We start from the raw sequence: 24,331 nt of genomic DNA, 5'->3' as shown, positions 1-24,331 counted from the left end.
CCCCCACAGCGACCACGGTCTTTCTGTTTGTTTAGGGATGCCGCCCGGGGCGAACATCCCTTTACGCCTTACCCTTACGGTCTACTGGCAGGCTTCGCAGTCGGGATCATCCAGGGAGCAGGCCATGGGCACCGGTGCTGGCGCCGGGGCTGACTCCGATGACACGGCGTTCAGCTGGCCCGTGTCGATGGTGGACTTCTCCGTGCCGGTCGCTGCGAGCGAGCGCAGGTAGTATGTCGTCTTAAGGCCGCTGTACCACGCCATGCGATAGGTAATGTCCAGCTTTTTACCGCTCGCATTGTTGATATACAGGTTCAGGGACTGGGCCTGATCAATCCACTTCTGGCGACGGCTTGCGCACTCCACAATCCACCGGGGCTCTACTTCAAAGGCATTGGAGTAGATGGCTCGTAGATCCGCGGGGATACGCTCAATGGCCTGCACACTGCCGTCGTAGTACTTGAGGTCGTTGACCATCACGCTGTCCCACAAACCGCGGACCTTCAGGTCATTGACCAGATAGGGGTTAACGACGGTGAACTCTCCGGACAGGTTCGATTTCACGTAGAGGTTCTGGTAGGTGGGCTCAATGGACTGAGAGACACCGGTGATGTTGGCAATGGTCGCGGTCGGTGCAATGGCCATGACGTTGGAGTTGCGCATGCCCCGTGCTTTGACCGCCTCGCGCAGGCTTGTCCAGTCCATGGTCATGGAATCATCCACCTTGATGTAGTCGCTGCCACGTTCTTCAACAAGCTTGCCCAGGGAGTCGATGGGCAAAATGCCCTGGCTCCAGAGGGAACCCTCATAGCTCTCGTAGGCACCGCGCTCTTCTGCAAGCTTGCTGGAGGCATCAATGGCGTAGTAGCTGATCGCTTCCATGGAGCGATCCGCAAAGGTCACGGCGTCTTCCGAGCCATAGGCTATGTGCTGCTTATACAGTGCGTCCTGAAAGCCCATAAGCCCGAGACCCACAGGGCGATGTCGGAAGTTGGAGTTTCGCGCTGTATCGACGGAGTAGTAGTTGATGTCGATGACGTTATCGAGCATACGCACGGCAGTGCGGACCGTCTCTGCGAGTTTCTCGAGGTTCAGGCCGTTCTCGTCAACATGCTGCGGCAAATTGATAGATCCGAGGTTACACACGGCAATCTCGTCGGCACTGGTGTTCAGGGTGATCTCCGTGCACAGGTTCGAAGAGTGCACTACGCCGGCGTGTTGCTGGGGGCTACGAAGGTTGCAGGGATCCTTGAAGGTCATCCACGGATGCCCTGTTTCGAACAGCATGCCCAGCATCTTGCGCCACAGGTTCTGGGCCTTCACCGTTTTAGAGTACTTGAGCTCGCCCGTGGCGGCCATGGCCTCATAGGCGCAGTAGCGCTCCTCGAAGGCCTTGCCGTAAAGATCGTGAAGATCCGGAACGTCATTGGGGGAGAACAGTGTCCAGTCACCGTCGTCGAACACCCGCTTCATAAACAGATCGGGAATCCAGTTGGCGGTGTTCATATCGTGGGTGCGGCGTCGGTCGTCGCCCGTGTTTTTGCGCAGCTCCACAAACTCCTCGATATCCATGTGCCAGGTTTCGAGGTAGGAGCAGACTGCGCCCTTGCGCTTGCCACCCTGGTTGACGGCTACCGCCGTGTCGTTGACAACTTTCAGGAAGGGAACAACACCCTGAGACTTGCCGTTGGTGCCCTTGATGTAAGAGCCCAGGGCGCGTACGGGTGTCCAGTCGTTACCCAGACCGCCAGCAAATTTGGACAGCATGGCGTTGTCCTGAATGGCGCCGTAGATGCCATGGAGATCATCGGGCACGGTGGTCAGGTAGCAGGACGAGAGCTGGGGACGCAGGGTGCCGGCATTAAACAACGTCGGCGTTGAGCTCATGTAATCAAAAGATGAAAGCAGTCGATAAAACTCGATGGCGCGAGCCTCGCGATCGGTTTCCTCTACGGCGAGACCCATGGCAACGCGCATGAAGAAGATCTGCGGCAGCTCAAAACGCACCTCGTCGCTGTGGATAAAGTAGCGATCGTACAGGGTCTGCAGCCCCAGATAGGTGAACTGCAGGTCCCGCTCGGGCAGGATGGCCTTGCCCATGCGCTCAAGGTCGTACTCTGCCAGCGTGGGATCGAGAAGCTCGAGCTCGACGCCGCGGGCGATGTAGGCAGGCAGGGCCTTCGCGTACAGTCGGTCCATGTCCCCCTGGGTGGCGCTGTCCGCCACGCCGAGGAAGGACAGGGCCTCCGTGCGCAGGTTGTCGCACAGCAGACGGGCCGATGCGTAGGTGTAGTTCGGTTCCTGCTCGATAAGGGTGCGCGCCGTGATCACCAGTGATGTGGACAACTCCTGCATGCTCACGCCGTCATAGAGATTGCGCAGGGCCTCATCGAGAATTCGCGTTTCTGATACGTCATCCAGTCCCGCGCAGGCCTCGCTGACAATGATATGCAGGCGCTCAAGATCCAACGGCGCCTTGCTGCCATCGAGCTGGACAACGTTGATGCGGTCGGCTGCTTCCTGAGTTTCGGCGGACAGTGACTGACGGGCCGCTCGCTTGCTGGCTTGCTGCTCCCGGTAAATAACGTAGTCCCGGGCGATCTTGTGCTCGCCGGCGCGCATGAGAGAGAGTTCTACCTGGTCTTGCACGTCCTCAATGTGAATGGTGCCGCCGGAGGGCATGCGACGTTTGAAGGTCGCGGTGACCATTTCCGTGAGCTTGGCTACGGTCTCATGAATGCGACTGGATGCCGCGGCGGTGCCGCCCTCGACAGCGAGGAAGGCCTTGGTGATGGCAACGGAAATCTTGCTCGCTTCAAACGGTACGACGGTGCCGTTACGTTTGATGACACGCAGCTGGCCGGGGGCCGTGGCGCTCACCTCTGCAGCGCTCGCGCCGGGCGCTTGCGTTAGATTGGCTGCTCTTTGTGCCGTAGTGTTTTCTGTTGCGCTCTCTGTGAGAGACGCTTCCCCGCCCTGGCTGGTTTGCATGGTCACTGGTGTTCACTCCTGTGTACGCGGTTAACGCTGCTTGGTTAACGCTTATTGGTATTGGCTTGTTGCTACTCGCTGCTGCGAGCTACTACTCACTACTATTCACTACACGTCTCGATTGTCTTAACTTTTGTCTTAACTTTCTTTTTTTGTATTTCTCTGTTTTTCGGTGCCTTTTCTCGTCTCTTTTCGGTCTTTTGTCGACTTTTCGGGACAATTAGCGTCTTTAACGCCTATATCAGCGTTTGCCTGGAGAAAGGGCTCCCCATCGCGTTGCCCGGGACTACCTGAATAGCAACACTCAATCTGTCACAATCAAAACTTTTAGGATCACGGTTTAGGTTTTTCGGCGCCGTTTCGCCCCTTTTCTTCATTATTAGTGATGCCGAAATTAGGGGTGCCGAACTGATTCTTGCCACAACGAGCGACGCTGCGTGCACTGGCGCGGAGGGCCTCATGCTCGCTCCACTCATTTCGCTCTGGATGCCATCATAGTGCGCCACACCGTGCTACCCGGGCGTTACCTGAAACGCTAGATATTGGGTTTTTTTAACTGAACGACTACAAGATAAAGCGGTCTCGGGGGGAAAGCAAGCGCATTAGTTTGAGTTTATCCTGTGGATAAGGTGTGTGTGGCGCCTGATGTCTGTACTTACTAACCTCAGAGACCCGCTAAACTCGAAACCCTGGCTTTTTTGTTGTCCTTGAGGTCCCGGTGGATCTTATGGACCGATTTCTTCTAAGCCGTTGACCCGCTATGCGGGCTGGTTATTTAGTGCTCTGCGGCTGCCCTTGAGCGCCCTCAAGGAGCTTCTCTACCAGGGCTTTCTGCGCATGGAGTCGATTCTCCGCTTCCTCCCAGATCACCGTATCGCCGGCGTCCATGAGTTCGGCACTGATTTCTTCTCCGCGGTGGGCGGGCAGGCAATGGAGGTAGAGGGCATCGGGCGCCGCCGCAGCCAGGAGTGCCGCGTTCAGTTGGAAGGGGGCCATGGCCGCTGCGCGCCGGGCCTGCTCCTCTTCCTGCCCCATGGAGGCCCACACATCGGTGACCAGCAGCGAGGCGCCGTCTACGGCACTGCCCGCATCGTGATACAGCGCCACCCGATCGCTGTTATCCCGCAGGAGCTGCGCGTCGGGCTCAAAGCCTTCGGGACAGGCAATGCGCAAGTGAAAATCGAACTGCCGGGCGGCGTTGATGTAGGAGTGGCACATGTTGTTGCCATCGCCCAGCCAACACACGGTTTTGCCCCGAATGGCGCCGCGGTGCTCACGATAGGTCTGCATATCGGCGAGCAACTGGCAGGGGTGGTAGTCATCGGTGAGCGCGTTAATCACCGGGACACTGGAATTCTCTGCAAAGCGCTCGACGATATCGTGGCCAAAGGTCCGGATCATCACAATGTCCACCATGGAGGAAATGACCCGGGCGCTGTCTTCGATGGGCTCTCCGCGCCCCAGCTGGGTATCGCCGGGAGACAGGAACATGGCATGGCCGCCCATCTGGGCCATCCCCGCCTCGAAAGACACCCGGGTGCGGGTGGAGGACTTGGCGAAAATCATTGCCATGACGCTGCCCGGAAATTGGGGAGAGGGCTTCCCGGCACGGTGCGCCGCCTTTAGCGCGATGGCGCGATCAATCAGCGCATCCAGTTCCTCGGGACTAAAATCGAGAAGGGTCAGGAAGTGTTGCTTGCTCACGTTACATTGTCTCCACGGGGTTTTGATCCAGCCATCGATCCACAACCGCGGCGAGGGTCTCCCCCAGCTGACGGCCCTGGGCGTCACTCATCACCAGGGGCGGCAGAAGTCTGATGGTGCGTGCCGCCGTGACGTTGATCAGTAGGCCGGCGTCCAGTGCCAGTCTCACCAGTTCTGCGCAGTCTTGCTTTAACTCAATGCCAATCATCAGACCGGCCCGGCGATAATCCGCTACCGCGTCCTTATGTTTCAGGGCCGCGGTGAAGCTCTCCTGGATGATTCGGCCCAGGGGCTCTGCCCGCTCCTGAAGCTGATCCTCGGCCAGGGTTTCCAGTACTGCGCCCGCCGCGGCACAGGCCAGGGGATTGCCACCGTAGGTCGAGCCGTGGTGCCCGGGTGCAAAGGTGTGTGCGGCGTCACCCCGGGCGAGGCAGGCGCCGATGGGCACGCCGTTGCCCAGGGCTTTGGCCGTGGTAACAACATCCGGGGCAATGCCGATCTGCTGGTAGTAAAAGTAACTGCCCGTACGGCCATTACCTGACTGCACTTCATCAAAGATCAGCAGATACCCGTTCTTCGCGCACAGGCTGGCGACAGCCTTGAGATAATCCAGGTCCAGGGGATGGATGCCGCTTTCTCCCTGCACCGGCTCGAGCATCACGGCCGCGATATCGTCATGGCCCTGAGAAAGCGCCTCCAGCGCCCTCAGGTCGTTGCGGGGCGCGCGCAGAAAGCCGCTGAGGAGGGGGCCAAATCCTGCCTGAATCTTCCGATTGCCCGTCGCCGACAGCGCCGCCATCGTGCGCCCGTGAAAGGCACCTTCCAGAACGACCACCTGCGGCCTCTCGATGCCTTTTTGATGTCCGTGGAGGCGGGCCAGTTTGATAGCCGCCTCGTTAGCCTCGGCGCCGGAGTTGCTGAAAAACACCGTTTCCATGGCCGCGCGGCGTGTGAGCGTTTCGCCCACCTGCTCCTGGAGGTCGATGTGATAAATATTGGAGCAATGGAGAAGTGCCGCGGCCTGCTCGCTGACCGCCGCCGTTACCCGCGGGTGACCGTGTCCCAGATTCGTGACGGCAATACCCGAGAGCCCATCCAGAAAGGCCCGGCCTTGAGCATCGAAGAGTTCGGCGCCTCGGCCGTGGGTAAAACTCACGGGGAGAGGGGAATAGGTACTCATCAAAGCCGACATGGCAGATTTCCGATGGTTGACTGTGCTTGTAGCTTCCGGGATCAGGGGGCCGCAACACTCCACAGCCTTGATGGCTACTTTGGCAAAAACCGTTGGCTACACCGGCGACTGGCGGCGCTGATAAGCCAACGGCAAAGTAAATCCCTGAAATTAAAAAGGCAGCGCCTCGGCTGCCTCGACAAAACTATAACTATTCCCCGGGAGTCTGACAATTTTCCCTTCCGGGCTCTGCGTGGCACAGCGCCCACAATAGCGAGTAAAATAGTCGGACATTCATAGATTCAAAGGACTCATCACATGGATATCATGGATCAGATCAAGGAACAGGTAGAGCAGAATCAGGTGCTGCTATATATGAAGGGATCACCCAATCAGCCCCAGTGCGGATTTTCGGCGCGCGTGGTGCAGGCGCTCATGGCCTGCGGTCAGCGCTTTGCCTACGTGGATATTCTCAGTAATCCGGAGATTCGAGCGAATCTGCCGACCTACGCCAACTGGCCCACGTTTCCCCAGCTGTGGGTCAAGGGCGAACTGATTGGCGGTTGTGACATCGTTACCGAAATGCACGAAAAAGGCGAGCTCGAGCCGCTGGTACGCGAGGCCTCGGAAGCTGCCTGAGGGCATAAAAAAACCGCGGGGCATGAATGCCCTGCGGCTTTCTCTATCTGGTTCTGTCTATTTGGTTTTCTCTGTATACGAAACGTTCTAACTGTCAGGCGACGGGTTTGACCGTACTCATGGCCGTCTGCAGGTAATTCTGCATACCCACCTTGTCCATCAGGCTGAGTTGGGTTTCCAGCCAATCAACGTGCTCTTCTTCGGCATTCAAAATGCTGACTACCAGATCCCGGGATACATAATCACCGACGCTTTCGCAGTAGGCCGCGGCATCCTTCAGGTCCTTGTGTGCGATGTGCTCAAGCTTGAGATCGCACTCCATCATTTCCTTGGCGTTCTCGCCAATCATCAGCTTGCCGAGGTCCTGTAGATTCGGCAAACCTTCGAGAAACAAAATGCGCTCCACCAGCTGGTCAGCGTGTTTCATTTCGTCGATGGACTCGTGGTATTCGTGATCGGCGAGCTCTACGAGCCCCCAGTCCTTGTACATGCGGGCGTGAAGAAAGTACTGATTAATCGCGACCAGCTCATTGCCGAGAATTCGGTTGAGATGTTCGATGACTGTTGGATCGCCTTTCACTGTGCGGAGCTCCTTCGGTAGTGTTTTTGCATAAATTCTGCGTTGATCTTAAAAGTTGTATCGGAAAATCGTCGTGAAACTCTTTAGGTTTCTCATGGTGGGAAGTGTAGCCGGTTGCGGGTCAGGGGAGCCAGATGAATTGTCGCTAACACAAATGACTAGCATTCCGAATTCACCGGGTCGAAGGAGGCACCCGGGTTTCGGGCCTTTGGGTGGCGGGTAAGGTGATAGAGCTTTGAGAGGGCCGGTTTTTGCGTTGTCCCGCCCAGGAATGTCGATGCTTGGGAATGACCGCCGGAGACGATGGTTCCGGAACCCTCGGAATAGTTCTGCCGGTATTCAGATGCTGGATGACGGTAACTTAATCTTCAGGACCATTGCAGATATGAGATCTGAGACGTCCTAGGCCGGTGAAGCCGCAGAATAGAACAGTCCCTCACCTACCTGTGGAAGTGTCGGATTGTCTTGCAGGAGGCTCAGGGCGTGATCGGTGCAGCCGCCGCACTGGCTGGCTACGCCGAGCTCGTCTCGCAGGGCCTGGAGCGTGGTTGCCCCGCCGGCTGCGGCGGCGCGAATCTGTTTGTCGGTGATACCGTTGCAGATGCAAACGTACATACGGCTCCGTCCTCTCCTGCTGTTAAATCGACGTCAGTTGTTAACGTATTTCAAATGAGAATAGTTGTCAATAGTATTTGAGGGGAAATCTGGCTCCCCGGCCTCGGGTATAATTTGCCGTCCTATTTGAGTGAGATTCCTGTCATGAATGCCGTAACGTCCGCCAGGGCAGGTGCCGAGAGCAGTACCGAGAGCAGTGCCGAAACAGGCGCCGACATAGGCGTCGAGGTGCGAGTGATGGCTCAGGCTGCGCAGGCCGCCGCCCGGGGCCTGGTCGCATCCACAACCGACGCTCGCAATCAGGCGCTGCTCGGCGCCGCCGCGCTTCTGGACGACCGTCGCCGGGAGCTTCGCGAGGCAAATGCCCTGGACATGCAGCGGGCCCGGAAAAACGCTCTGGATTCTGCTCTTCTTGACCGCCTGGAGCTGAGCGAGGCGCGCATTGACGCCATGTTGGAGGGTCTGCGTCAGGTGGCGGCATTGCCGGATCCCGTGGGAGCCATTCGGGATATGAGCCCCCGCCCCTCGGGTATTCGCGTGGGTAAGATGCGCGTGCCTCTGGGCGTGATAGGGATCATCTACGAATCACGCCCCAATGTAACTGCCGATGCGGCAAGTCTGTGCATCAAGTCCGGCAACGCGGCAATCCTCCGCGGCGGGTCCGAAGCCCTGCACTCCAATGCCGTAATAGCGTCTGCCATGGCGGACGGCCTGGCAGCTGCGGGACTGGATGCTGCTGCGGTTCAGCTGGTGCAGACCCGGGATCGCGCCGCGGTGGGGGCTCTTCTGGCGCTGGAAGGGCTCATCGACGTGGTCATCCCCCGAGGCGGTAAAAGCCTGGTGGAGCGCATCAGCAGGGAAGCACAGGTGCCGGTGATCAAGCATCTGGACGGTATCTGCCACGTCTATATCGATGCGGGTGCTGACGCGGATATGGCGCTGGCCATTGCTGTCAACGCCAAGACCCATCGCTATGGCACCTGCAACACTATGGAAACGCTACTGGTGCACGCGGAGGAGGCGCCGGCGCTCCTGCCGCTCCTGGCAGCGGCTTTTCGGGATGCCGGCGTCGAGCTGCGCGTTTGTGAGCGGAGCAGGAGCCTGCTGCCCGACGCCATTTTGGCCACGGAGGCCGACTGGGGCACGGAGTACCTCGCTCCGATCCTGTCTCTACGCATGGTCGACAGTATCGATGAGGCCATGGCGCATATCGAGCGCTATGGCTCGGGACATACGGAAGCCATTGTCACGGCCGATTATCAGCGCTCCCAGCGCTTTCTCCGTGAGGTGGACTCGGCTTCGGTCATCGTCAATGCGTCCACCCGTTTTGCCGACGGCTTCGAATACGGTCTGGGTGCGGAGATCGGAATCTCTACGGACAAATTGCACGCCCGGGGGCCCGTGGGTCTTGAAGGTCTCACCTCGGAGAAGTACGTGGTGCTTGGCGATGGACAGATCCGCAGTTGATAAAAAGGCTCCCTGAGACCTCGGATGAGGCATTGCCCGCCAAGCCTCCCATCGGGATTTTTGGCGGTACCTTCAACCCCATTCATTTTGGTCACCTCCGGTCTGCCCTTGAGCTGGTGGAGGCCCTGTCCCTCAGCGAGTTGCGCTTTATGCCAGCGGCGGAGCCGCCGCACCGGGCATCACCGGAGGTGAGTGCCGCGGACCGGGCGACCATGGTGGAGCGCGCCATCGCCGGGGAGCCGCGCTTTCGCTGTGACCGGCGGGAACTGGAGCGCCATGGACCATCCTATACGGTGGCAAGCCTTGAGGAACTCCGTGGCGAACTGGGTAGGGAGCGCGGTATCTGTTTAATCATGGGCTGTGATGCCCTGCTGGGATTACCCCAATGGCACCGCTGGGAGGCGCTTCTGGATCTCGCTCACCTGGTGATTATAGCGAGGCCCGGGTGGGTCTTCCCCGAGGAGGGCGTGGTCGCCGAGCTTCTGGAGGAACACGGGAGCAGCAGCGATGCGCTCCACACCATGCCCGCGGGAAAAATAGTAACGCAGACCCTGCGCCCTCAGGATATCTCGGCCACAAACATCCGCGCCCTGTTACAATCGGGGCTATCGGCGCGCTATCTCCTTCCCGAGAGCGTGCTTGCATATATCGCTGAACGCGGTCTTTACGCGAAGCAGGAGTAACGGGCCTATCACCCCTAAAGATAAAGCGACAGAAAATGCCGAGGCGCTGTCAGCGCAGGAACTCATGAATCTCGTGACGGAAGCGCTGGATGATCTCAAGGGCGTCAACCCCGTCACCCTCGATGTGCGCGAGCTCAGCAATGTGATGGACTACCTGATCATTTGCAGCGGCACATCCAGTCGCCACGTGAAATCCCTCGCCGACAATGTATCCCGCATGTCCAAAGCCGCCGGGCATATGCCCATGGGCGTCGAGGGAGAGGATGCGGGTGAGTGGGTGCTGGTGGATCTTGGTGATGTGGTGGTACACGTGATGCAGCCGGCAACGCGCGATTTCTATGACCTCGAGCGACTCTGGGTTCCGGGTGCTGCCTCCCGCGACGAAAGCGCCGACGACACCGCGGACAACGGTCCCGACTGATGCGCATCAATGTGCACTCAGTAGCGGGCAAGATGCCGCGCTGGGTCGACACAGCGGTGGGTGAGTACACAAAACGTCTTCCCCGGGAGCTGAGCCTCCGGTGGCGGGAGATTCCCCTCGCCGCACGGAGCGCCAACGCCAACGCCGAACAACTGAAGGAACGCGAGGGCGCCGCCATGCTCAAGGGCGTCCCTGGCGCGGATCATTGCGTTGCGCTGGACGGCCGGGGTAAACCCTGGACAACGGAGGAACTGGCCAAACATCTGGAGCAGTGGATGATGCAGGGTCAGGACCTGAGCCTGCTCATCGGCGGCCCCGATGGTCTGTCGGACGCTTGCCTGGGGGCCGCAAAGCAGCGCTGGTCCCTCGGCCCACTCACGCTGCCCCATCCCTTGGTGAGAGTGGTTTTGGCGGAACAACTCTATCGTGCTTGGACAATCACCATTGGACACCCCTATCATCGCGCCTGACCCCTGCGCCAGTTTTGACATGGACCTATGGCCTCCCGCGTAGTTCTCAAGGATACCCAGCGCGAACAGCGTATTTTCGGCGCCCGCAGCCTGGTGGCGCTCGGTTTTGTGGTGCTCTTGCTCGGCCTGCTCCTGGCGCGCTATTACAACCTTCAGATCAACGAGTTTGAGGTGTATAGCACCGCTTCCGAGCGCAACCGTGTGCAGCTCCAGCCCCTGCCACCGAAACGCGGGCTGATCTACGATCGCAACGGCGTGCTCCTTGCAGATAATCGACCCAGCTACACCCTGTCTCTGATTCTTGAGCGCGTTGAGGATCTCGAGGCGACTCTCGCTGCGCTGGGGGAGCTGGTGACCATCGAAGACAGCGATCTCGAGAAGTTCCGCACCCGGGCGCGTCAGCGACGACCCTACGATCCCGTGCCCCTGCGCTTTCGTCTCAACGACGTGGAACAGGCCTATATCGCGGTGAATCGCCATCGTCTGCCCGGGGTCACCGTGGAAGCGCAGCTCCAGCGGTATTACCCCCACGGTGAGCTCTTTGCCCATGCCCTGGGCTATGTAGGGAGAATCAACACCCAGGAGATGGCCAGCATTGACCAGGCGGCCTATCGCGGCACCTTCCACATCGGAAAAATCGGCCTCGAGCGTCGCTATGAAAACGAACTACATGGCGAAGTGGGTTACCAGACCGTTGAGACCAATGCCCATGGCCGGGTGCTCCGGGTACTTGAGCGCTTTGATCCGAGCCCCGGTGAGGACCTGATTCTTCATCTCGACTACGAGCTGCAGCGCGTTGCCCACGAGCAGCTCGCGGGGCGGCGGGGCGCCGTGGTCGCCATCGATCCCCTTACTGGCGGCGTTCTCGCCATGGTCAGCACGCCGGCTTTTGACAGCAATCTCTTTGTCAACGGGATCAGCAGTCGCGATTACAATGCCCTGCGGGATTCGCGGGACGTGCCCCTGTTTAATCGGACCGTGCAGGGGCAGTATCCGCCGGGGTCGACGGTGAAGCCCATGATCGCCATGGCGGGTCTCGAAGCCGGTCTCATCGATCCTGAATTTACCGTGCCGGACCCGGGCTGGTATCGCCTGCCCGGCGACCGCAGGCGCTACCGTGACTGGATTCTGCGTATTCGAGGGACGGGACATGCGCCGGAAGTGGATCTGAAGATGGCGCTGGCGGAATCCTGCGACGTGTATTTTTATGATCTTGCCCGGCGGCTTACCGTCGACGGTATCCACAACTACCTGGATCTTTATGGCCTGGGCCGCCGCACGGGTATCGACACCACCGCGGAGCGGCCCGGCGTGCTGCCTTCCAAGGACTGGAAGCGCGGAGCTCTCGGTCAGCCCTGGTATCCCGGCGAGACCCTCAGTGTGGGCATTGGTCAGGGCTATATGCTGACGACCCCCCTGCAGCTTGCGGTGGCTACATCGGTGCTGGCGACCCGCGGCGAACATCGGGAACCCCGACTGGTGCAGTGGCTGGGTGACGATGCGCTCGAGGCGCCCATGGTGGCCCCCCTCATCGCCGATGGCGCCCATTGGGATGCCGTTGTGGAGGGCATGCGGGAGGTTGTTCATGGCCGTCGGGGTACGGCGAAGGCCATCGCCCGGGGCATGGAATACGAAATGGCGGGGAAAACCGGTACCGCCCAGGTGATCGGCATTGCCCAGGATGCGGTGTACGACGAAGACGAGATTGATGAGCGCCATCGCAACCACGGACTGTTCATTGCATTCGCACCGTTAGAGGCGCCCACCATTGCCGTCGCGGTGATTGTGGAGAACGGCGGGGGCAGCAGTGCGGCGTACCCCATTGCCCGGGCGGTGGTGGATGCCTGGCTGGACCGGGAACCCAGTTGATGTCTGAATATCTGCGCCAGATGCCGGAGAACGTGGGGCCTCTCACCCGTCCTCCGGGCGTGGCGACAAAGCTGCATGTCGACGCACCACTGCTGGTGCTGTTGCTGCTGCTCACAGCCTACGGTCTGCTGGTGCTCTACAGCGCTTCGGGACAGAGCATGGATGCGGTGGTGCGCCAGGGGCGCTACTTCGTCCTGGCCTACGTGGTGATGTTTGCCATGGCGCAGTTCAATACCGTGCGCTGGTCCCGCTGGTCTCCCTGGGGCTATTTGCTGGGCGTCGCTTTTCTGGCGGCCGTGGCCGTGGCCGGCGTGGGAGCCAAGGGGGCTCAGCGCTGGCTGGAACTCGGCGGTTTTCGCTTCCAGCCCTCGGAAATCATGAAGCTCGCCGTGCCTATGACCATTGCCTGGTATCTGGGCTCCCGTGTTCTGCCCCCGGCGTCCCGTCACATTGCCGTGTGCCTTCTGCTCATCGCCATTCCCTGCGGTCTGATTATCCGTCAGCCTGATCTCGGTACATCCCTGTTGATTGGCGCCTCGGGGCTTTTCGGCATTTTTATGGCGGGTATCAGCTGGCGATTTATTTTTGGCACAGGGCTCGTGGCAATTTTCTCCGCCTGGCCCGCATGGATGTTTATGCTGGAGGACTACCAGAAGCAGCGGATTCTCACGCTCCTGAATCCCGAGAGCGACAAGCTGGGCGCGGGATGGAACATCATCCAATCCAAAACCGCCATCGGTTCCGGCGGTTGGTCGGGCAAGGGCTGGACCCAGGGCACCCAGTCGCAGCTGGATTTTCTCCCCGAAAGCCACACCGATTTCATTATTGCCGTCCTCGCCGAGGAGTTCGGCCTTCAGGGAGTGCTCCTGCTCCTTGGGCTGTATATCCTGATTCTTCTGAGAGCCTTCTGGATCGGACTCAACGCCCAGAGTAGCTACGGTCGGATCCTTTGCGGGAGTATTACCCTGACTTTCTTTGTCTACATCTTTGTTAATATGGGAATGGTCGCGGGGCTCCTTCCCGTCGTGGGTGTACCCCTGCCCTTGGTCAGCGCCGGCGGCACCTCCGTGGTCACCCTCATGGCCGGGTTCGGGCTCCTCATGGCGGTGAGCACGGAGAAGCGCGTGGTGGGGCAATAGACCGTGAACACCGTGAACTTCCAACAGAGCGCATTGAATGATTCCTGACCTTGTTTCTTCGCCGCTGAGCCGCTGCCTTTTTCGGTTCCGGTTCCGGCTCTCGTCCTCTCTCTCAGCCCGGATTCTGTCCCACAGAGTCCGAAGCGCAGCCGCGGGATGTCTCGGTAGCCTGCTGCTGTCTACGCCGGTGCTGGCGGATTATTCCGCGCATCCTGCTGCCCGGACGCTGATTGATGAGATGGTGGCGGAGGAGGGCTTTTCCCGCGAGGAACTCCAGTCCCTTTTCGCGGCCGCCGAAAAACAACAGAGCATCCTTGATGCTATTTCGCGTCCCGCCGAAAAAACCAAACCCTGGTATGAATACCGCGCAATATTTCTCACGGAGCGCCGGGAACGCGAGGGCATCGCATTTTTCCAGGAGCATCGGGAGGCTCTTTCCCGGGCGCAGGCGGAGACGGGAGTACCCGCAGAGGTGATCGTCGCCATTATTGGCGTAGAAACCTACTACGGTCGCATCGCCGGCAGCTATGACGTTATCGACGCGCTAACGACCCTCGCCTTCGATTACCCCAAGCGTTCCACGTTTTTTACCAGTGAACTCAAGAACTTTTTGCTCCTCTCCCGGGAACAGGGTATGGATCCTCTCAGTCTCAAGGGGTCCTACGCCGGTGCCATGGGCTACGGGCAGTTCATGCCAAGCAGCTATCGGGCCTATGCCATCGATTTTGACGGGGACGAGCAGGCAGACATCTGGAACAATCCCACCGATGCCATCGGCAGCGTGGCGAACTACCTGGCCAGACACGGCTGGCGTGCCGGTGAACCCGTGGTCAGTGCGGCAACCGCCGAGGACACTGTTCCCAAAGAGGCCTTTGACGGCGGCCTCAAGCCCAGGCAAACGGTGCAGGACTTTATTGCCCTGGGGCTGTCGCCCCGGCAGCAGCTCGACCCCGAGGCGAGCGCGACGGCGATGTGCTTTGAGCTCGCCGATGGCTATGAGTACTGGTTGGGCCTGCAAAACCTCTATGTCATTACCCGTTATAACCACTCTGCCATGTACGCCATGAGCGTGTTTTTGCTGAGCCAGCGCATTGCTGCGGGCGTGCAGGCATGACGCGAAGGACCCGAAGTGCGCATAAAATGCCACGAAGCTCGGGGGCGCTCAGCCTCAAAGCGCTATTCTTTCTTATCTCATCCTCCTTGCTCCTGGGTTGCTCCGGCTCTGATCCCAAAGTGGCCTGGGAAGGCGATGGCGCCCCCGTGAGCAATCTTGAGCCCGGGGACGTCGCCGATGCGGTGCCTCGCCCGGACCCAATCCTCCGCGCGGGCAACACCTCGCCCTACAGCATTGATGGTGTGGAGTATCGCGTGTTGCCCAGTGCCGAGGGCTACCGCGAAAAAGGGATTGCCAGCTGGTACGGGACCAAGTTCCATGGCAATAAAACGGCCAACGGCGAGGTCTATGACCTGTACCTGCCCACCGCCGCTCACCGCAGTCTCCCTATTCCCAGCTATGCCACGGTGACCAATCTCTGGAATGGCCGGCAGGTGGTCGTGCGTATTAATGATCGCGGTCCCTTCCATCCTGACCGTCTCATTGATCTCAGTTACGCCGCCGCGGTGAAACTGGGCTTCGTCGACAAGGGCACGACCGAAGTGCTCGTGGAGACCATTGCCCTGGCCGGTGTCGATGACCGTCGCGACAGTGATACAGGGGCTTATCGTTATCTGCAGCTGGGCGCTTTTGCCAATCCCGCGACGGCGCAAGGGCTGCGGGACTCCGTGGCGGAAATGGTAAGCGTTCCCGTCAATGTCACCCCCGTGGATGCAGGAGGACAGCGTCTTCACCGGGTTCGCGTGGGGCCCGTGGCCGATGGCGAGGAGCTTCGCTATCTCCGCGACATGCTGATGACCCGGGGCTACTCTCCGGGCCTGGCGCTGCCATGAGCCATAACGCCCTGTGCCGTCTGCACAACCGGTTTCGCCACCGGGATTTTTCAGTCATGAGAGCTTGGGTTACCATGCCCCGCCTCCAAACCCTGATTTGAATTCTATGCCAAACACTTTACCTCGCCCCAGCGCCTCACCTTGCCCCCGCGCCATCACCGCGTGTCTGACCCTGCTGCTGGCTGCGTTTTCTGTGGCGGTATCTGCGCAGAATATTGTCCCGGCACCACCGGAGGTCGCAGCCCGCGCCTACCTCCTCGTGGATGCCAACAGCGGTGCGGTGCTCGTTGAGTCGAATGCTGATGAGCAGTTGCCCCCGGCCAGTCTCACCAAGCTCATGACCGCCTATGTGCTGGCGTCGGAGATTGAAGCGGGGCGCGTGAGTCGTGACGATCAGGTCACGGTGAGCCGCAACGCCTGGTCTCAAAATCCGGTCTTTAACGGTTCGTCCCTGATGTGGATCGAACCGCGGAAGCCCGTAACCATCGGCCAGCTGGAACAGGGCGTTGTGATCTCGTCGGGTAATGACGCCACCGTGGCCGTGGCGGAGCACATCGCAGGCAGCGAGGCGGCTTTTGCCGATTTGATGAACAAGCACGCGGCGGAGCTGGGCCTTCACGGCACCTATTTCGCCAATTCCCACGGCTTGCCCCATCCCCAGCATCTGACCACGGCGCGGGACCTGGCCACGCTGGCCAAGAACATCATTGCGCGTTTTCCCGAGCACTACAAAGTCTATAGTCAGCGCGATTACACCTATAACGACATCAAGCAGTACAACCGCAACAAGCTTCTCGGCGAAGACCCCTCGGTTGATGGTCTGAAAACCGGCTATACCCGGGAGGCGGGTTATGGCCTCGTGGCGTCTGCAGAGCGCAACGGTATGCGGCTTATCTCTGTCGTGATGGGTACGGAGAGCACTCGGGCGCGGGCGCGGGAAACCCGCAGCCTGCTCAACTACGGCTTCCGCTTTTATGAAACCGACGTAATGGTTGCCGGTGCAGAAGAGCTGGAGAAGCCGCGGGTCTGGAAGGGTGTGGCGGACTATGTGTCCGTGGGCATCGCTGACGACGTGGTGATGACCCTGCCCCGGGGTAAGCGCAACAACCTCGTGCGGGAACTTGTACTCATGGATCCCATTTCTGCGCCCCTGGCCGTGGGCGACGCCCTGGGCGAATTGACGCTCACTCTGGACGGCGAAGTTCTTCAGCAGATTCCCCTGGTCGCTCTGGAGCCCGTGGAGGCCGCCGGTTTCTTCGCGCGGATCTGGGATATGCTCCTCATGTGGTTGGCGCAGCTTTTCGGTGGCTGATCTCATTACAGGATCGGGTGCTGACGGCGAAGAGCCCCCCAAGATAGAGTTTCCCTGTGACTACCCGGTGAAGGTCCTGGGTCGCAACGTGGAGGAGTTTCGTCCCCTGGTGCTCGAGATCTTTGAGCGCCATGCCCCCGGTTTTGACGAGACCACCATTACCGTGCGCGATAGTCGTAAAGGTAATTTTCTGTCTCTGACGGTTACCATCACTGCTACGGGTCCCGAACAGCTCGAGGCGCTTCATCAGGACCTTCGCGCCACGGGCCTCGTACAGATGGTGCTGTGAGCGCCGACAGCCCTTCGGAACTGCGCATTCGCCGCCTGGGAGAATGCGACTATCAGCAAACCCTCGATAAGATGCGCAGCTTTACGGATGCGCGCAGCAAAGAGACCCCCGACGAACTCTGGCTCCTGCAGCATCCCCGGGTATTTACCCAGGGGATCGCAGGAAAAGCGGAGCATCTCCTGGCTCCCGGCGATATTCCCGTGGTGCAGGTGGATCGCGGGGGGCAGGTGACCTATCACGGTCCCGGTCAGTGGGTCGTCTACCTCCTTGTGGATTTGCGCCGTCGACATCTTGGCGTCCGCGCCCTGGTGGATCTTATCGAACGGTCCATCGTAGAAACGCTGAATCGCTTCGGCATTGCATCGGCACCGGATCCCAAGGCTCCCGGCGTTTACGTAAAAGGGCAGAAAATAGCGTCGTTGGGCTTACGGGTGCGCCGCGGCTGCAGTTATCACGGTCTGTCTCTCAACGCCGATATGGATCTCCAGCCCTTCAAGCGCATCAACCCCTGCGGTTACGAGGGGCTTGAGGTCACGTCCCTGCGTTCGCTGCTGGGGGACGATTGCCCGCCCATGGAGACCATTGGCGAGGCCTTGCTTGACAGTCTCGAGGCTGCCTTCGAGCAATAAGCGCCTCTGTCATGGGTGGTGGGTTGGGCAAAAAAAAAGACGGTCTCTTCAGTCCCTTGAGACTGCGTCGACCGTCTTTTTTAGCTTGAGCAGCGCAGAAGGCTGTTCAGGCGTCTGGATCCAGGCTAAGGCGCTGAGCTATCAGAAACGATAGGTTGCCTGCAGCGCATAGGAGCGCAGCTTGCCCAGAGAGTTGAAGCCATTACCCGATGCCAGGGGCTGGTCGTTGTTGTTGTAGCCTACAAACTCCATCCGTGAGGTTCTTGCCGAGGGCGGCGACTTCCCAGGTACCGTCGGGTGAGCCAACGCTCAGACGGAAATCAACCATGGTGAACTCATCCTGAGACCCGATGAACGGATCCAGATCACCCACCGTTGCAAACTCATCAGAGTAGTTAATGTTCAGGACGGCCCGCGTTTCCAGGGAATCCATCAACGGGATACGCCAGTCGAAGTTCAGGTTGTAGGCCAGCTCCGGAGCGAACTGGGTGTTGTCACCCGCCGCATCGCGGAAGCCATTGTTGCAACCTGGCTCAAACTCCGGGTGACCGGGGTCGATCTGCTGGCGTGCCCAGCAAGGTGCTGTATCCCATTCGTCAAAGGTAGAGTCAAGATAGGACGTGGCTGCCGTTATGATCAGATCGTCCGTTGCTGCCCATTGAAGGTCCAGCTCGATACCCTGGGAGATAATCTCCGCCGCGTTGACTACCACGAAGCCCGTGGCACCATCAAAGATAGATACCTGGGCATCGGAGACTTCGTTGCGGAACAGGGCGCCGTTGAGACGCATGGCGCCGTCGAGGAGGGTCGTCTTGAAGCCTATCTCGTAGGCCAGGGAGGTTTCTTCTTCGTACTCAAAACCGTCGGCGCGAGGTCCCACGGACTCTTTCAGGAAGCGGGCGTCAAAGCCGCCACCCTTAACCCCGGTGGAGACCGTTGCGTAGATCAGTGTGTCGATGCTGAGATCATGCTCGATATTGGCGTAATAGTCGACGAAGCTCTCCGTGCGTTTGCGCCCATCAAACTGGTGCTCATAGGTGCCCAGTAATCCACTGTCATTCCAGAGCCCAGCGTCATACGCCGCTGCTACCGGTGCGAGCTCGGCTTCGAAGCGATCGTATTCTGCTGCTGTATCACCGTAGACCAGAGTGCCCTCGGGAGCTCCTATGACGCTGGAAAAGTCCCAGCCACCCGTGAAGCTTTTTTCGAGGGTGCGATCCACTTCCTTGGTTTCATCGGTATAGCGAAGACCACCGGTAACGCGGGTGGTGTCGCTGAGGTTCCAGGTGAGGGAGCCGAAGACCGCGAAGGTCTCCTGGGTCTGGTCAAAGTCGTAATCGCGGGTCACGTTCGCCAGGGGTGCGAGTGCTGCAACCCCGAAGGCTTCCTGGGAGCGATAAAAGAGATCAGAGCTCTGATAGTAAAGCCCGGCGATGTAATCAAAGGTCCCGCCTGTGGGAGAGGTCAGGCGTATTTCCTGACTGAACTGCTCGTAATCCTCTACGGCATCGATCTCGATAAATGGCAGGGCGGAAAAGTCGCAGTCGCAGATATCGGTGTAGTCATAGGAGGCGTAACCAGAAATGAAGGTCAGGGCATGTTCACCAAGGGCCCACTCAATGCCCAGACGCCCGGCGTCGACGGTGTTTTCGCTGCCTTCCTTCTGATCGGGGAATCCCGGTGTGTTGGCCGGCACGACGCCCAGGGACTTGAGGATGGCACCGCCATCGTTGACCACTGCTCGCTCGTCATCGATGCGTTCGGTGCCGTCCGTTCCCGTGACGGCTCCCACGGAAAGCTGGTTCAAAAAGGTGATACCAGCGGCTGTGGGGTTATAGGGCACTTCCGAGACCCGGCCGATCTGGGTGATGGACTCATTCTGGGTAAAGTCACTTCGCTCCCATTTAAAATCGACGGTGACACTGTCCGTGGCATCCCACTGCAGGGATGCGCGAATCGTCTCGTCGTCCCGTCCCATGGCGTCTTCGCCGGTGATGACATTTTCGAGATAGCCGTCGTAGTCATACTTGCGGTAGGCGATGCGGCCGCGCAGGGTGTCAGTGATGGGACCGGATATGACGCCGTTCACTTCGGTCTCGCCATAGCTGCCGTAGAGAGCCTGAATTGACCCCTCGAGTTCATCCGTGGGGCGAGCCGTGTGCACGGACAGGGCGCCGCCAATGGTGTTTTTACCGAAGAGGATGCTCTGGGGGCCGCGCAGAACCTCGATGCGGTCCAAATCCATAAAGGGCGCTCGGGACAGCTGGTGGCGACCCATGAAGACGCCGTCATTAAACGTTGCCACGGATTGCTCGATGCCCTGGTTGGTACCTGAGGTGCCCACGCCCCGGATGAACAGGAAGTTGCCGATGGGGTTCTGGGCGACGGTAACCGCGGGCATGTTCATGGTGAACTCTTCCATTTTGGTGATGCCGAGTTCATTGATGGTCTCCCCGGTCATGGCGACCATGGATATGGAAACATCCTGGAGGGATTCAGCACGGGCCTGGGCAGTGACCACGACCTCCTCGAGTTGAGCCTGGGCCGCGCTCGCGCAGGAGACCGCGATGGCGAGGGCCGACAGCATAGTTTTCGGACGAGCGGGAGCCTTGAAAATTTGAGACATGAAGTGACCTTTTATTATTTGCTTAGTTAGTTGCCGTGATTCTGGATGATCATGGCAGAGCAAACTATAAAGTTTTTGACGGTGTTTAGGGAGTGTTTAGGGAGTGTTCAGGCAGTGTTTAGGGACATTTAAAGAGTGCTTAGTGAATTTCTACACAAAAATCTCCACTGCAAACGACACTCCCCTCGGATCATCACCGATTAGTGAGCGCAGAGGCTATCCGTTAGAATGCGCCGCTCAGAGGCTGCCCTTGAGCAGGGGTGACCATGATCCGTGTAGCAACAGCCACTCAATTGAGTACCAATCAGGACGACCCGAATGCAGGATGGTGATTTTCTTCAACAAGTTGCGCAGCGCAGAACCTTTGCCATCATTTCCCACCCCGACGCCGGCAAAACCACCATCACCGAGAAACTGCTGCTTCTGGGTAGCGCCATCTCCGTAGCCGGCAGCGTCAAAGGTAAAAAAGGGCCTCACGCCACCTCCGACTGGATGAGCATGGAGCAGGAGCGGGGCATCTCCGTGACATCGTCGGTCATGCAGTTTCCCTATCATGACCGCATAGTGAATCTTCTGGACACCCCCGGTCACGAGGACTTTTCTGAGGACACCTATCGCACGCTCACGGCGGTGGATTCCGCCTTGATGGTTATTGACGGCGCCAAAGGTGTTGAGGACCGCACCATCAAGCTCATGAACGTCTGTCGCCTGAGAGATACGCCCATCATCAGCTTTGTGAACAAGCTCGACCGGCCGACCCGGGATCCTATCGAGCTCCTCGATGAGATTGAAGAGGTGCTGGGCATTGCCGCCGCGCCGGTGAACTGGCCCATGGGCATGGGGGAGCATTTTCTGGGGGTCTACAATCTGTACACCGATACCCTTCACTGCTTTGAGCGGGGCCACAACGCCGTGTTACCACCGGATAGGCGTATTCAGGGGCTTGATTCCGACGAGGCCCGGCAGTTACTCGGTGATGAATACGACGACTTTGTGGACGAGATCGAGTTGGTGAAGGGTGCCAGCCATGAATTTGAGCTGGAAAAGTTTCTCGCGGGCAAGCTTTCGCCGGTGTTTTTTGGCACGGCCCTGGGCAACTTCGGTGTACGGGAAATGCTCGATAACTTCGTGGAGTGGGCGCCCCCACCCCAGGGCAGGGGCAGCAATGAGCGTGAGGTGGCGGCGAGCGAGCGCAGTTTCAGCGGCTTTGTTTTCAAGATCCAGGCGAACATGGATCCACGGCATCGCGATCGCATCGCGTTTATGCGCGTCTGCTCGGGTCGCTACGAAAAAGGCATGAAGATGCGCCATGTGCGCATGGCTAAGGATATCAAGATCGCCGATGCGGTGACCTTCAAGGCCGGAGAACGGGTGCTGGTGGAGGAGGCTATCGCGGGAGACATCATCGGTCTTCACAACCACGGCACCATTCAGATCGGCGACACCTTTACCGATGGCGAGGATCTGGGCTTTACGGGCATTCCTCACTTTGCGCCGGAGTTATTCCGACGTATTCGCCTGCGCGATCCCATGAAATCCAAGCAGCTGCAAAAGGGACTGCAGCAGCTCTCTGAGGAGGGCTCCACCCAGGTGTTTGCCCCGATCAGCTCGACGGATCTTATCGTCGGCGCTGTGGGCCAGCTACAGTTTGATGTGGTCGCCTATCGCCTGAAGGATGAATACAAGGTCGAGGCCATGTATGAGCCCATCAACGTGTATACCGCGCGCTGGGTGTACTGCGATGACGAGCGCAAGCTCGAGGAATTCCGCAAAAAAGCGGCGGACCAGCTCTCCATCGATGGTGGCGGATTTTTAAGCTACCTCGCGCCCACGCGGGTCAACCTCGCCCTCATGGAAGAGCGTTGGCCGGATATTCAATTCCGCGCCACGCGCGAGCACTAGGCCGGGGCTGTAGTTTGGGGGATTGCTCGGACTACAAAAGGCCCTGAATATCCGCAGCGATGGCCTCGGGCTTGGTGGTCGGTGCATAGCGCTTCACGACCTGACCTTCGCGATTGATCAGGAATTTGGTGAAGTTCCACTTGATGCGCTGGCTGCCCAGGGCGCCGGGGGCGGCCTGTTTGAGATGGGCAAACAGGGGGTCGGCGTCACCGCCGTTGACGTCGATTTTGCCAAACATGGGAAAACTCACACCGTAGTTCAGCTGGCAGAACTCCTGGATTTCGTCATTGCTGCCGGGGTCCTGGCCGCCGAACTGATTGCAGGGAAAGCCAAGAATGGTAAAGCCCTGCTCTTTAAACTTCTCATACACCGCTTCCAGCCCCGCGAACTGCGGTGTGAAGCCACATTTTGATGCCGTGTTGACGATCAACAGCACCTGGCCGCGATAGTCTTCCAGAGACTTTGCATTGCCCTGCTTGTCCTGGGGTGCAAAGCCATAGATGCCTTCGCCTGTTCCTGCGCTCGTACCGTTGCTCATGAGATCCTCGTCATGGTGTTTGCCTTGAGCATCCACCGGGATGATGTAATAGGTCAGGCACTATACGCCACGGCCACGGCCTTGGGTCAATTGGCGAGGGGCGGCAACTGCCACTGGTTGACCAGAGCCTGTACGCGCTTTCTTTGCACCCGCAAAGAGAATTCCAGCTCCCGGAACTGACTGCGCAGTTTGGCCTGCTCCCAGCGATCCTGAAGTTGCTGGTAGCGTTCGGCCACGGCACCTTCCAATTGCTCGCGATGACGCTCATAGCGCGCCGACTGCAGCTGCTTCCATTGATTGACCGACTCGGTAAACAGCTGATACTCCCGTTCCAGGATCGCTGTGAGGGGGCTCTCCTCCAGTCCCGCCGCGTAGTCCTGAGCGCGTTTGAACTGCATGTCCAGGAGGGCGCGCTGGATTCTAAAATCCGGTACCCGCTGAAGGTCCTTGGCCAGACCCACTTTGGCAAGCCCCGCGATCATCCATTTGGTGGGATCCCACTGATACCAGCGAATGCCGTTGCGATAATCGGTCTGAAAAATGTGGTGGTAGTTGTGGTAGCCCTCGCCATAGGTGAGAAAGGCGAGAAATCCGTTATCCCGAGCGCTGTTCTCTTCGGTGTAGGGCCGGCTGCCCCAGAAATGCGCGAGGGAGTTGATAAAGAAGGTGACGTGATGATTAACCACCAGCCGCAGAAGCCCCACGAGGAGCACCGTGCCAATCACGTCCCCGAGTGCCAGTCCCAGGAGGATGGGCACGCCCAGATTCATGAAGGTGGTGATCGCCACATAGTGTTTGTGCTGCCACATGACGATGGGGTCGCGCATTAAATCCTGCGCATTGCTGAAATCCTCGCCATTGGTGGCATACTCCCGCAGCATCCAGCCCATGTGGCTGAACCACAGCCCCCGGCCGGCGGAATAAGGGTCTTCATCGTTGTCGTCCACATGTCGATGGTGTCGACGATGATCCGAGGCCCAGACCAGGATACTGTTTTGCAGCGCGCCACCACCCCAGAGAGCAAACCAAAGGCGAACGGTCCAGTGGGCCTTGTAGGCCTTGTGGGACCACAGTCGGTGATAGCCACCGGTTATGCCGAGGCCGTTGAGATACAAAAACACCACGGCCCATATCCACTGGCTGGCGGTGAATCCGACATAGATGCCCCAGAGAGGGACTAGGATGGCGGCGAGAATGGGGAATCCCACAAAGATTACGGCGTTAACGCGAATCAACGGCGGTTTGGACGGTGATTGCGAATTCTCAGCTGCCAATGGTTGGGAAGAGTGTTCGTTCATCATGCTATTGCCTGGTTTGCGAGGGGTAATTTTAGCGGGAT

At 59.1% G+C, this 24,331-nt stretch carries 21 protein-coding genes; 13 read left to right on the top strand and 8 right to left on the bottom strand.

Annotation, left to right across the window (positions count from 1 at the left end; all coding sequences use genetic code 11):
* Nucleotides 1–81: 81 nt before the first annotated feature.
* From KT71_RS17945 to KT71_RS17935, 3 genes are all read right to left on the bottom strand, one after another.
* Nucleotides 82–2,991 carry a ribonucleoside-diphosphate reductase subunit alpha gene (locus tag KT71_RS17945; protein WP_008293912.1) on the bottom strand — a complete coding sequence of 970 codons (2,910 nt, stop codon included), beginning with the start codon at nt 2,989–2,991 and terminating at the stop codon, nt 82–84.
* A gap of 771 nt (nt 2,992–3,762) precedes the next feature.
* Nucleotides 3,763–4,695 (bottom strand): ornithine carbamoyltransferase, encoded by a 933-nt coding sequence (argF, locus tag KT71_RS17940; protein WP_008293913.1) that lies wholly within the window; start codon nt 4,693–4,695, stop codon nt 3,763–3,765.
* 1 nt (nt 4,696) lies between these two features.
* Nucleotides 4,697–5,887, bottom strand: a complete 1,191-nt coding sequence (locus tag KT71_RS17935; RefSeq protein WP_023660312.1) for an aspartate aminotransferase family protein — start codon at nt 5,885–5,887, stop codon at nt 4,697–4,699.
* Nucleotides 5,888–6,184: 297 nt separating this feature from the next.
* Here KT71_RS17935 and grxD point away from each other — a divergent pair, with 297 nt between their 5' ends.
* Nucleotides 6,185–6,505, top strand: coding sequence for a Grx4 family monothiol glutaredoxin (gene grxD, locus KT71_RS17930; RefSeq protein WP_008293915.1), 321 nt, complete (start codon nt 6,185–6,187; stop codon nt 6,503–6,505).
* Between the two features lie 94 nt (nt 6,506–6,599).
* Here grxD and bfr read toward each other — a convergent pair whose 3' ends face one another.
* Both bfr and KT71_RS17920 read right to left on the bottom strand, forming a co-directional pair.
* Nucleotides 6,600–7,085, bottom strand: a complete 486-nt coding sequence (gene bfr, locus KT71_RS17925) for a bacterioferritin (protein ID WP_008293916.1) — start codon at nt 7,083–7,085, stop codon at nt 6,600–6,602.
* A 402-nt stretch (nt 7,086–7,487) separates the two neighbouring features.
* Nucleotides 7,488–7,700 carry a (2Fe-2S)-binding protein gene (locus tag KT71_RS17920; protein ID WP_008293917.1) on the bottom strand — a complete coding sequence of 71 codons (213 nt, stop codon included), beginning with the start codon at nt 7,698–7,700 and terminating at the stop codon, nt 7,488–7,490.
* A gap of 144 nt (nt 7,701–7,844) precedes the next feature.
* Between KT71_RS17920 and KT71_RS17915 the strand changes: the two genes are divergently transcribed.
* From KT71_RS17915 to lipB, 11 genes are all read left to right on the top strand, one after another.
* Nucleotides 7,845–9,167, top strand: a complete 1,323-nt coding sequence (locus tag KT71_RS17915) for a glutamate-5-semialdehyde dehydrogenase (RefSeq protein ID WP_008293918.1) — start codon at nt 7,845–7,847, stop codon at nt 9,165–9,167.
* Entirely contained in the window at nt 9,164–9,850 is a 687-nt protein-coding gene (gene nadD, locus KT71_RS17910; RefSeq protein WP_238549440.1) for a nicotinate-nucleotide adenylyltransferase, read from the top strand. The genes KT71_RS17915 and nadD overlap by 4 nt, the downstream gene beginning before the upstream one ends.
* 46 nt (nt 9,851–9,896) lie before the next feature.
* The gene (gene rsfS / locus KT71_RS17905; RefSeq protein ID WP_491844274.1) at nt 9,897–10,271 is read left to right on the top strand and encodes a ribosome silencing factor; all 375 of its coding nucleotides are present in this window, start codon (nt 9,897–9,899) and stop codon (nt 10,269–10,271) included.
* Nucleotides 10,271–10,741 (top strand): 23S rRNA (pseudouridine(1915)-N(3))-methyltransferase RlmH, encoded by a 471-nt coding sequence (rlmH, locus tag KT71_RS17900; protein ID WP_008293921.1) that lies wholly within the window; start codon nt 10,271–10,273, stop codon nt 10,739–10,741. The genes rsfS and rlmH overlap by 1 nt, the downstream gene beginning before the upstream one ends.
* A gap of 27 nt (nt 10,742–10,768) precedes the next feature.
* Nucleotides 10,769–12,610 (top strand): penicillin-binding protein 2, encoded by a 1,842-nt coding sequence (gene mrdA / locus KT71_RS17895; protein ID WP_008293922.1) that lies wholly within the window; start codon nt 10,769–10,771, stop codon nt 12,608–12,610.
* On the top strand, nt 12,610–13,749 hold the full coding sequence (rodA, locus tag KT71_RS17890; RefSeq protein ID WP_008293923.1) for a rod shape-determining protein RodA: 1,140 nt from the start codon (nt 12,610–12,612) through the stop codon (nt 13,747–13,749). The genes mrdA and rodA overlap by 1 nt, the downstream gene beginning before the upstream one ends.
* Nucleotides 13,750–13,936: 187 nt before the next feature.
* Nucleotides 13,937–14,863: a lytic murein transglycosylase B gene (mltB, locus tag KT71_RS17885; protein WP_008293924.1), complete on the top strand. Its 927-nt coding sequence runs from the start codon at nt 13,937–13,939 to the stop codon at nt 14,861–14,863.
* A gap of 26 nt (nt 14,864–14,889) precedes the next feature.
* On the top strand, nt 14,890–15,696 hold the full coding sequence (locus KT71_RS17880) for a septal ring lytic transglycosylase RlpA family protein (protein WP_040362485.1): 807 nt from the start codon (nt 14,890–14,892) through the stop codon (nt 15,694–15,696).
* 106 nt (nt 15,697–15,802) lie between these two features.
* Nucleotides 15,803–17,008: a D-alanyl-D-alanine carboxypeptidase family protein gene (locus KT71_RS17875; protein WP_023660310.1), complete on the top strand. Its 1,206-nt coding sequence runs from the start codon at nt 15,803–15,805 to the stop codon at nt 17,006–17,008.
* On the top strand, nt 17,001–17,297 hold the full coding sequence (locus KT71_RS17870) for a YbeD family protein (protein WP_008293927.1): 297 nt from the start codon (nt 17,001–17,003) through the stop codon (nt 17,295–17,297). Before KT71_RS17875 ends, KT71_RS17870 begins: the two co-directional genes overlap by 8 nt.
* Complete coding sequence (lipB, locus tag KT71_RS17865) at nt 17,294–17,926, top strand: lipoyl(octanoyl) transferase LipB (RefSeq protein ID WP_008293928.1); 633 nt, start codon at nt 17,294–17,296, stop codon at nt 17,924–17,926. The genes KT71_RS17870 and lipB overlap by 4 nt, the downstream gene beginning before the upstream one ends.
* A gap of 202 nt (nt 17,927–18,128) precedes the next feature.
* Here lipB and KT71_RS20355 read toward each other — a convergent pair whose 3' ends face one another.
* Complete coding sequence (locus KT71_RS20355; RefSeq protein WP_023660309.1) at nt 18,129–20,552, bottom strand: TonB-dependent receptor; 2,424 nt, start codon at nt 20,550–20,552, stop codon at nt 18,129–18,131.
* A gap of 318 nt (nt 20,553–20,870) precedes the next feature.
* Here KT71_RS20355 and KT71_RS17855 point away from each other — a divergent pair, with 318 nt between their 5' ends.
* On the top strand, nt 20,871–22,454 hold the full coding sequence (locus KT71_RS17855) for a peptide chain release factor 3 (protein WP_008293931.1): 1,584 nt from the start codon (nt 20,871–20,873) through the stop codon (nt 22,452–22,454).
* A gap of 31 nt (nt 22,455–22,485) precedes the next feature.
* On the opposite strand, the gene KT71_RS17850 is transcribed toward KT71_RS17855, so the two are convergent.
* Nucleotides 22,486–22,992: a glutathione peroxidase gene (locus KT71_RS17850; RefSeq protein WP_023660308.1), complete on the bottom strand. Its 507-nt coding sequence runs from the start codon at nt 22,990–22,992 to the stop codon at nt 22,486–22,488.
* Nucleotides 22,993–23,078: 86 nt separating this feature from the next.
* Nucleotides 23,079–24,293, bottom strand: coding sequence for an acyl-CoA desaturase (locus KT71_RS17845; protein WP_238549439.1), 1,215 nt, complete (start codon nt 24,291–24,293; stop codon nt 23,079–23,081).
* Nucleotides 24,294–24,331 lie beyond the last annotated feature (38 nt).

Origin of the sequence: Congregibacter litoralis KT71 (assembly GCF_000153125.2) — a bacterium.
In the GTDB taxonomy this organism is placed as follows: Bacteria; Pseudomonadota; Gammaproteobacteria; order Pseudomonadales; family Halieaceae; genus Congregibacter; species Congregibacter litoralis.
The sequence above is the reverse complement of the archived record's forward strand: the minus strand, read 5'-3'. Positions and strand labels throughout refer to the sequence as shown.

Coding starts and splice junctions, on each gene's coding strand:
- KT71_RS17945 (WP_008293912.1), bottom strand. CDS start 2,991: ATGCAAACCAGCCAGGGCGGGGAAGCGTCTCTCACAGAGAGCGCAACA.
- KT71_RS17935 (WP_023660312.1), bottom strand. CDS start 5,887: ATGTCGGCTTTGATGAGTACCTATTCCCCTCTCCCCGTGAGTTTTACC.
- grxD (WP_008293915.1), top strand. CDS start 6,185: ATGGATATCATGGATCAGATCAAGGAACAGGTAGAGCAGAATCAGGTG.
- KT71_RS17920 (WP_008293917.1), bottom strand. CDS start 7,700: ATGTACGTTTGCATCTGCAACGGTATCACCGACAAACAGATTCGCGCC.
- KT71_RS17915 (WP_008293918.1), top strand. CDS start 7,845: ATGAATGCCGTAACGTCCGCCAGGGCAGGTGCCGAGAGCAGTACCGAG.
- rlmH (WP_008293921.1), top strand. CDS start 10,271: ATGCGCATCAATGTGCACTCAGTAGCGGGCAAGATGCCGCGCTGGGTC.
- mrdA (WP_008293922.1), top strand. CDS start 10,769: ATGGCCTCCCGCGTAGTTCTCAAGGATACCCAGCGCGAACAGCGTATT.
- rodA (WP_008293923.1), top strand. CDS start 12,610: ATGTCTGAATATCTGCGCCAGATGCCGGAGAACGTGGGGCCTCTCACC.
- KT71_RS17880 (WP_040362485.1), top strand. CDS start 14,890: ATGCCACGAAGCTCGGGGGCGCTCAGCCTCAAAGCGCTATTCTTTCTT.
- KT71_RS17875 (WP_023660310.1), top strand. CDS start 15,803: ATGCCAAACACTTTACCTCGCCCCAGCGCCTCACCTTGCCCCCGCGCC.
- KT71_RS20355 (WP_023660309.1), bottom strand. CDS start 20,552: ATGTCTCAAATTTTCAAGGCTCCCGCTCGTCCGAAAACTATGCTGTCG.
- KT71_RS17855 (WP_008293931.1), top strand. CDS start 20,871: ATGCAGGATGGTGATTTTCTTCAACAAGTTGCGCAGCGCAGAACCTTT.
- KT71_RS17850 (WP_023660308.1), bottom strand. CDS start 22,992: ATGAGCAACGGTACGAGCGCAGGAACAGGCGAAGGCATCTATGGCTTT.
- KT71_RS17845 (WP_238549439.1), bottom strand. CDS start 24,293: ATGATGAACGAACACTCTTCCCAACCATTGGCAGCTGAGAATTCGCAA.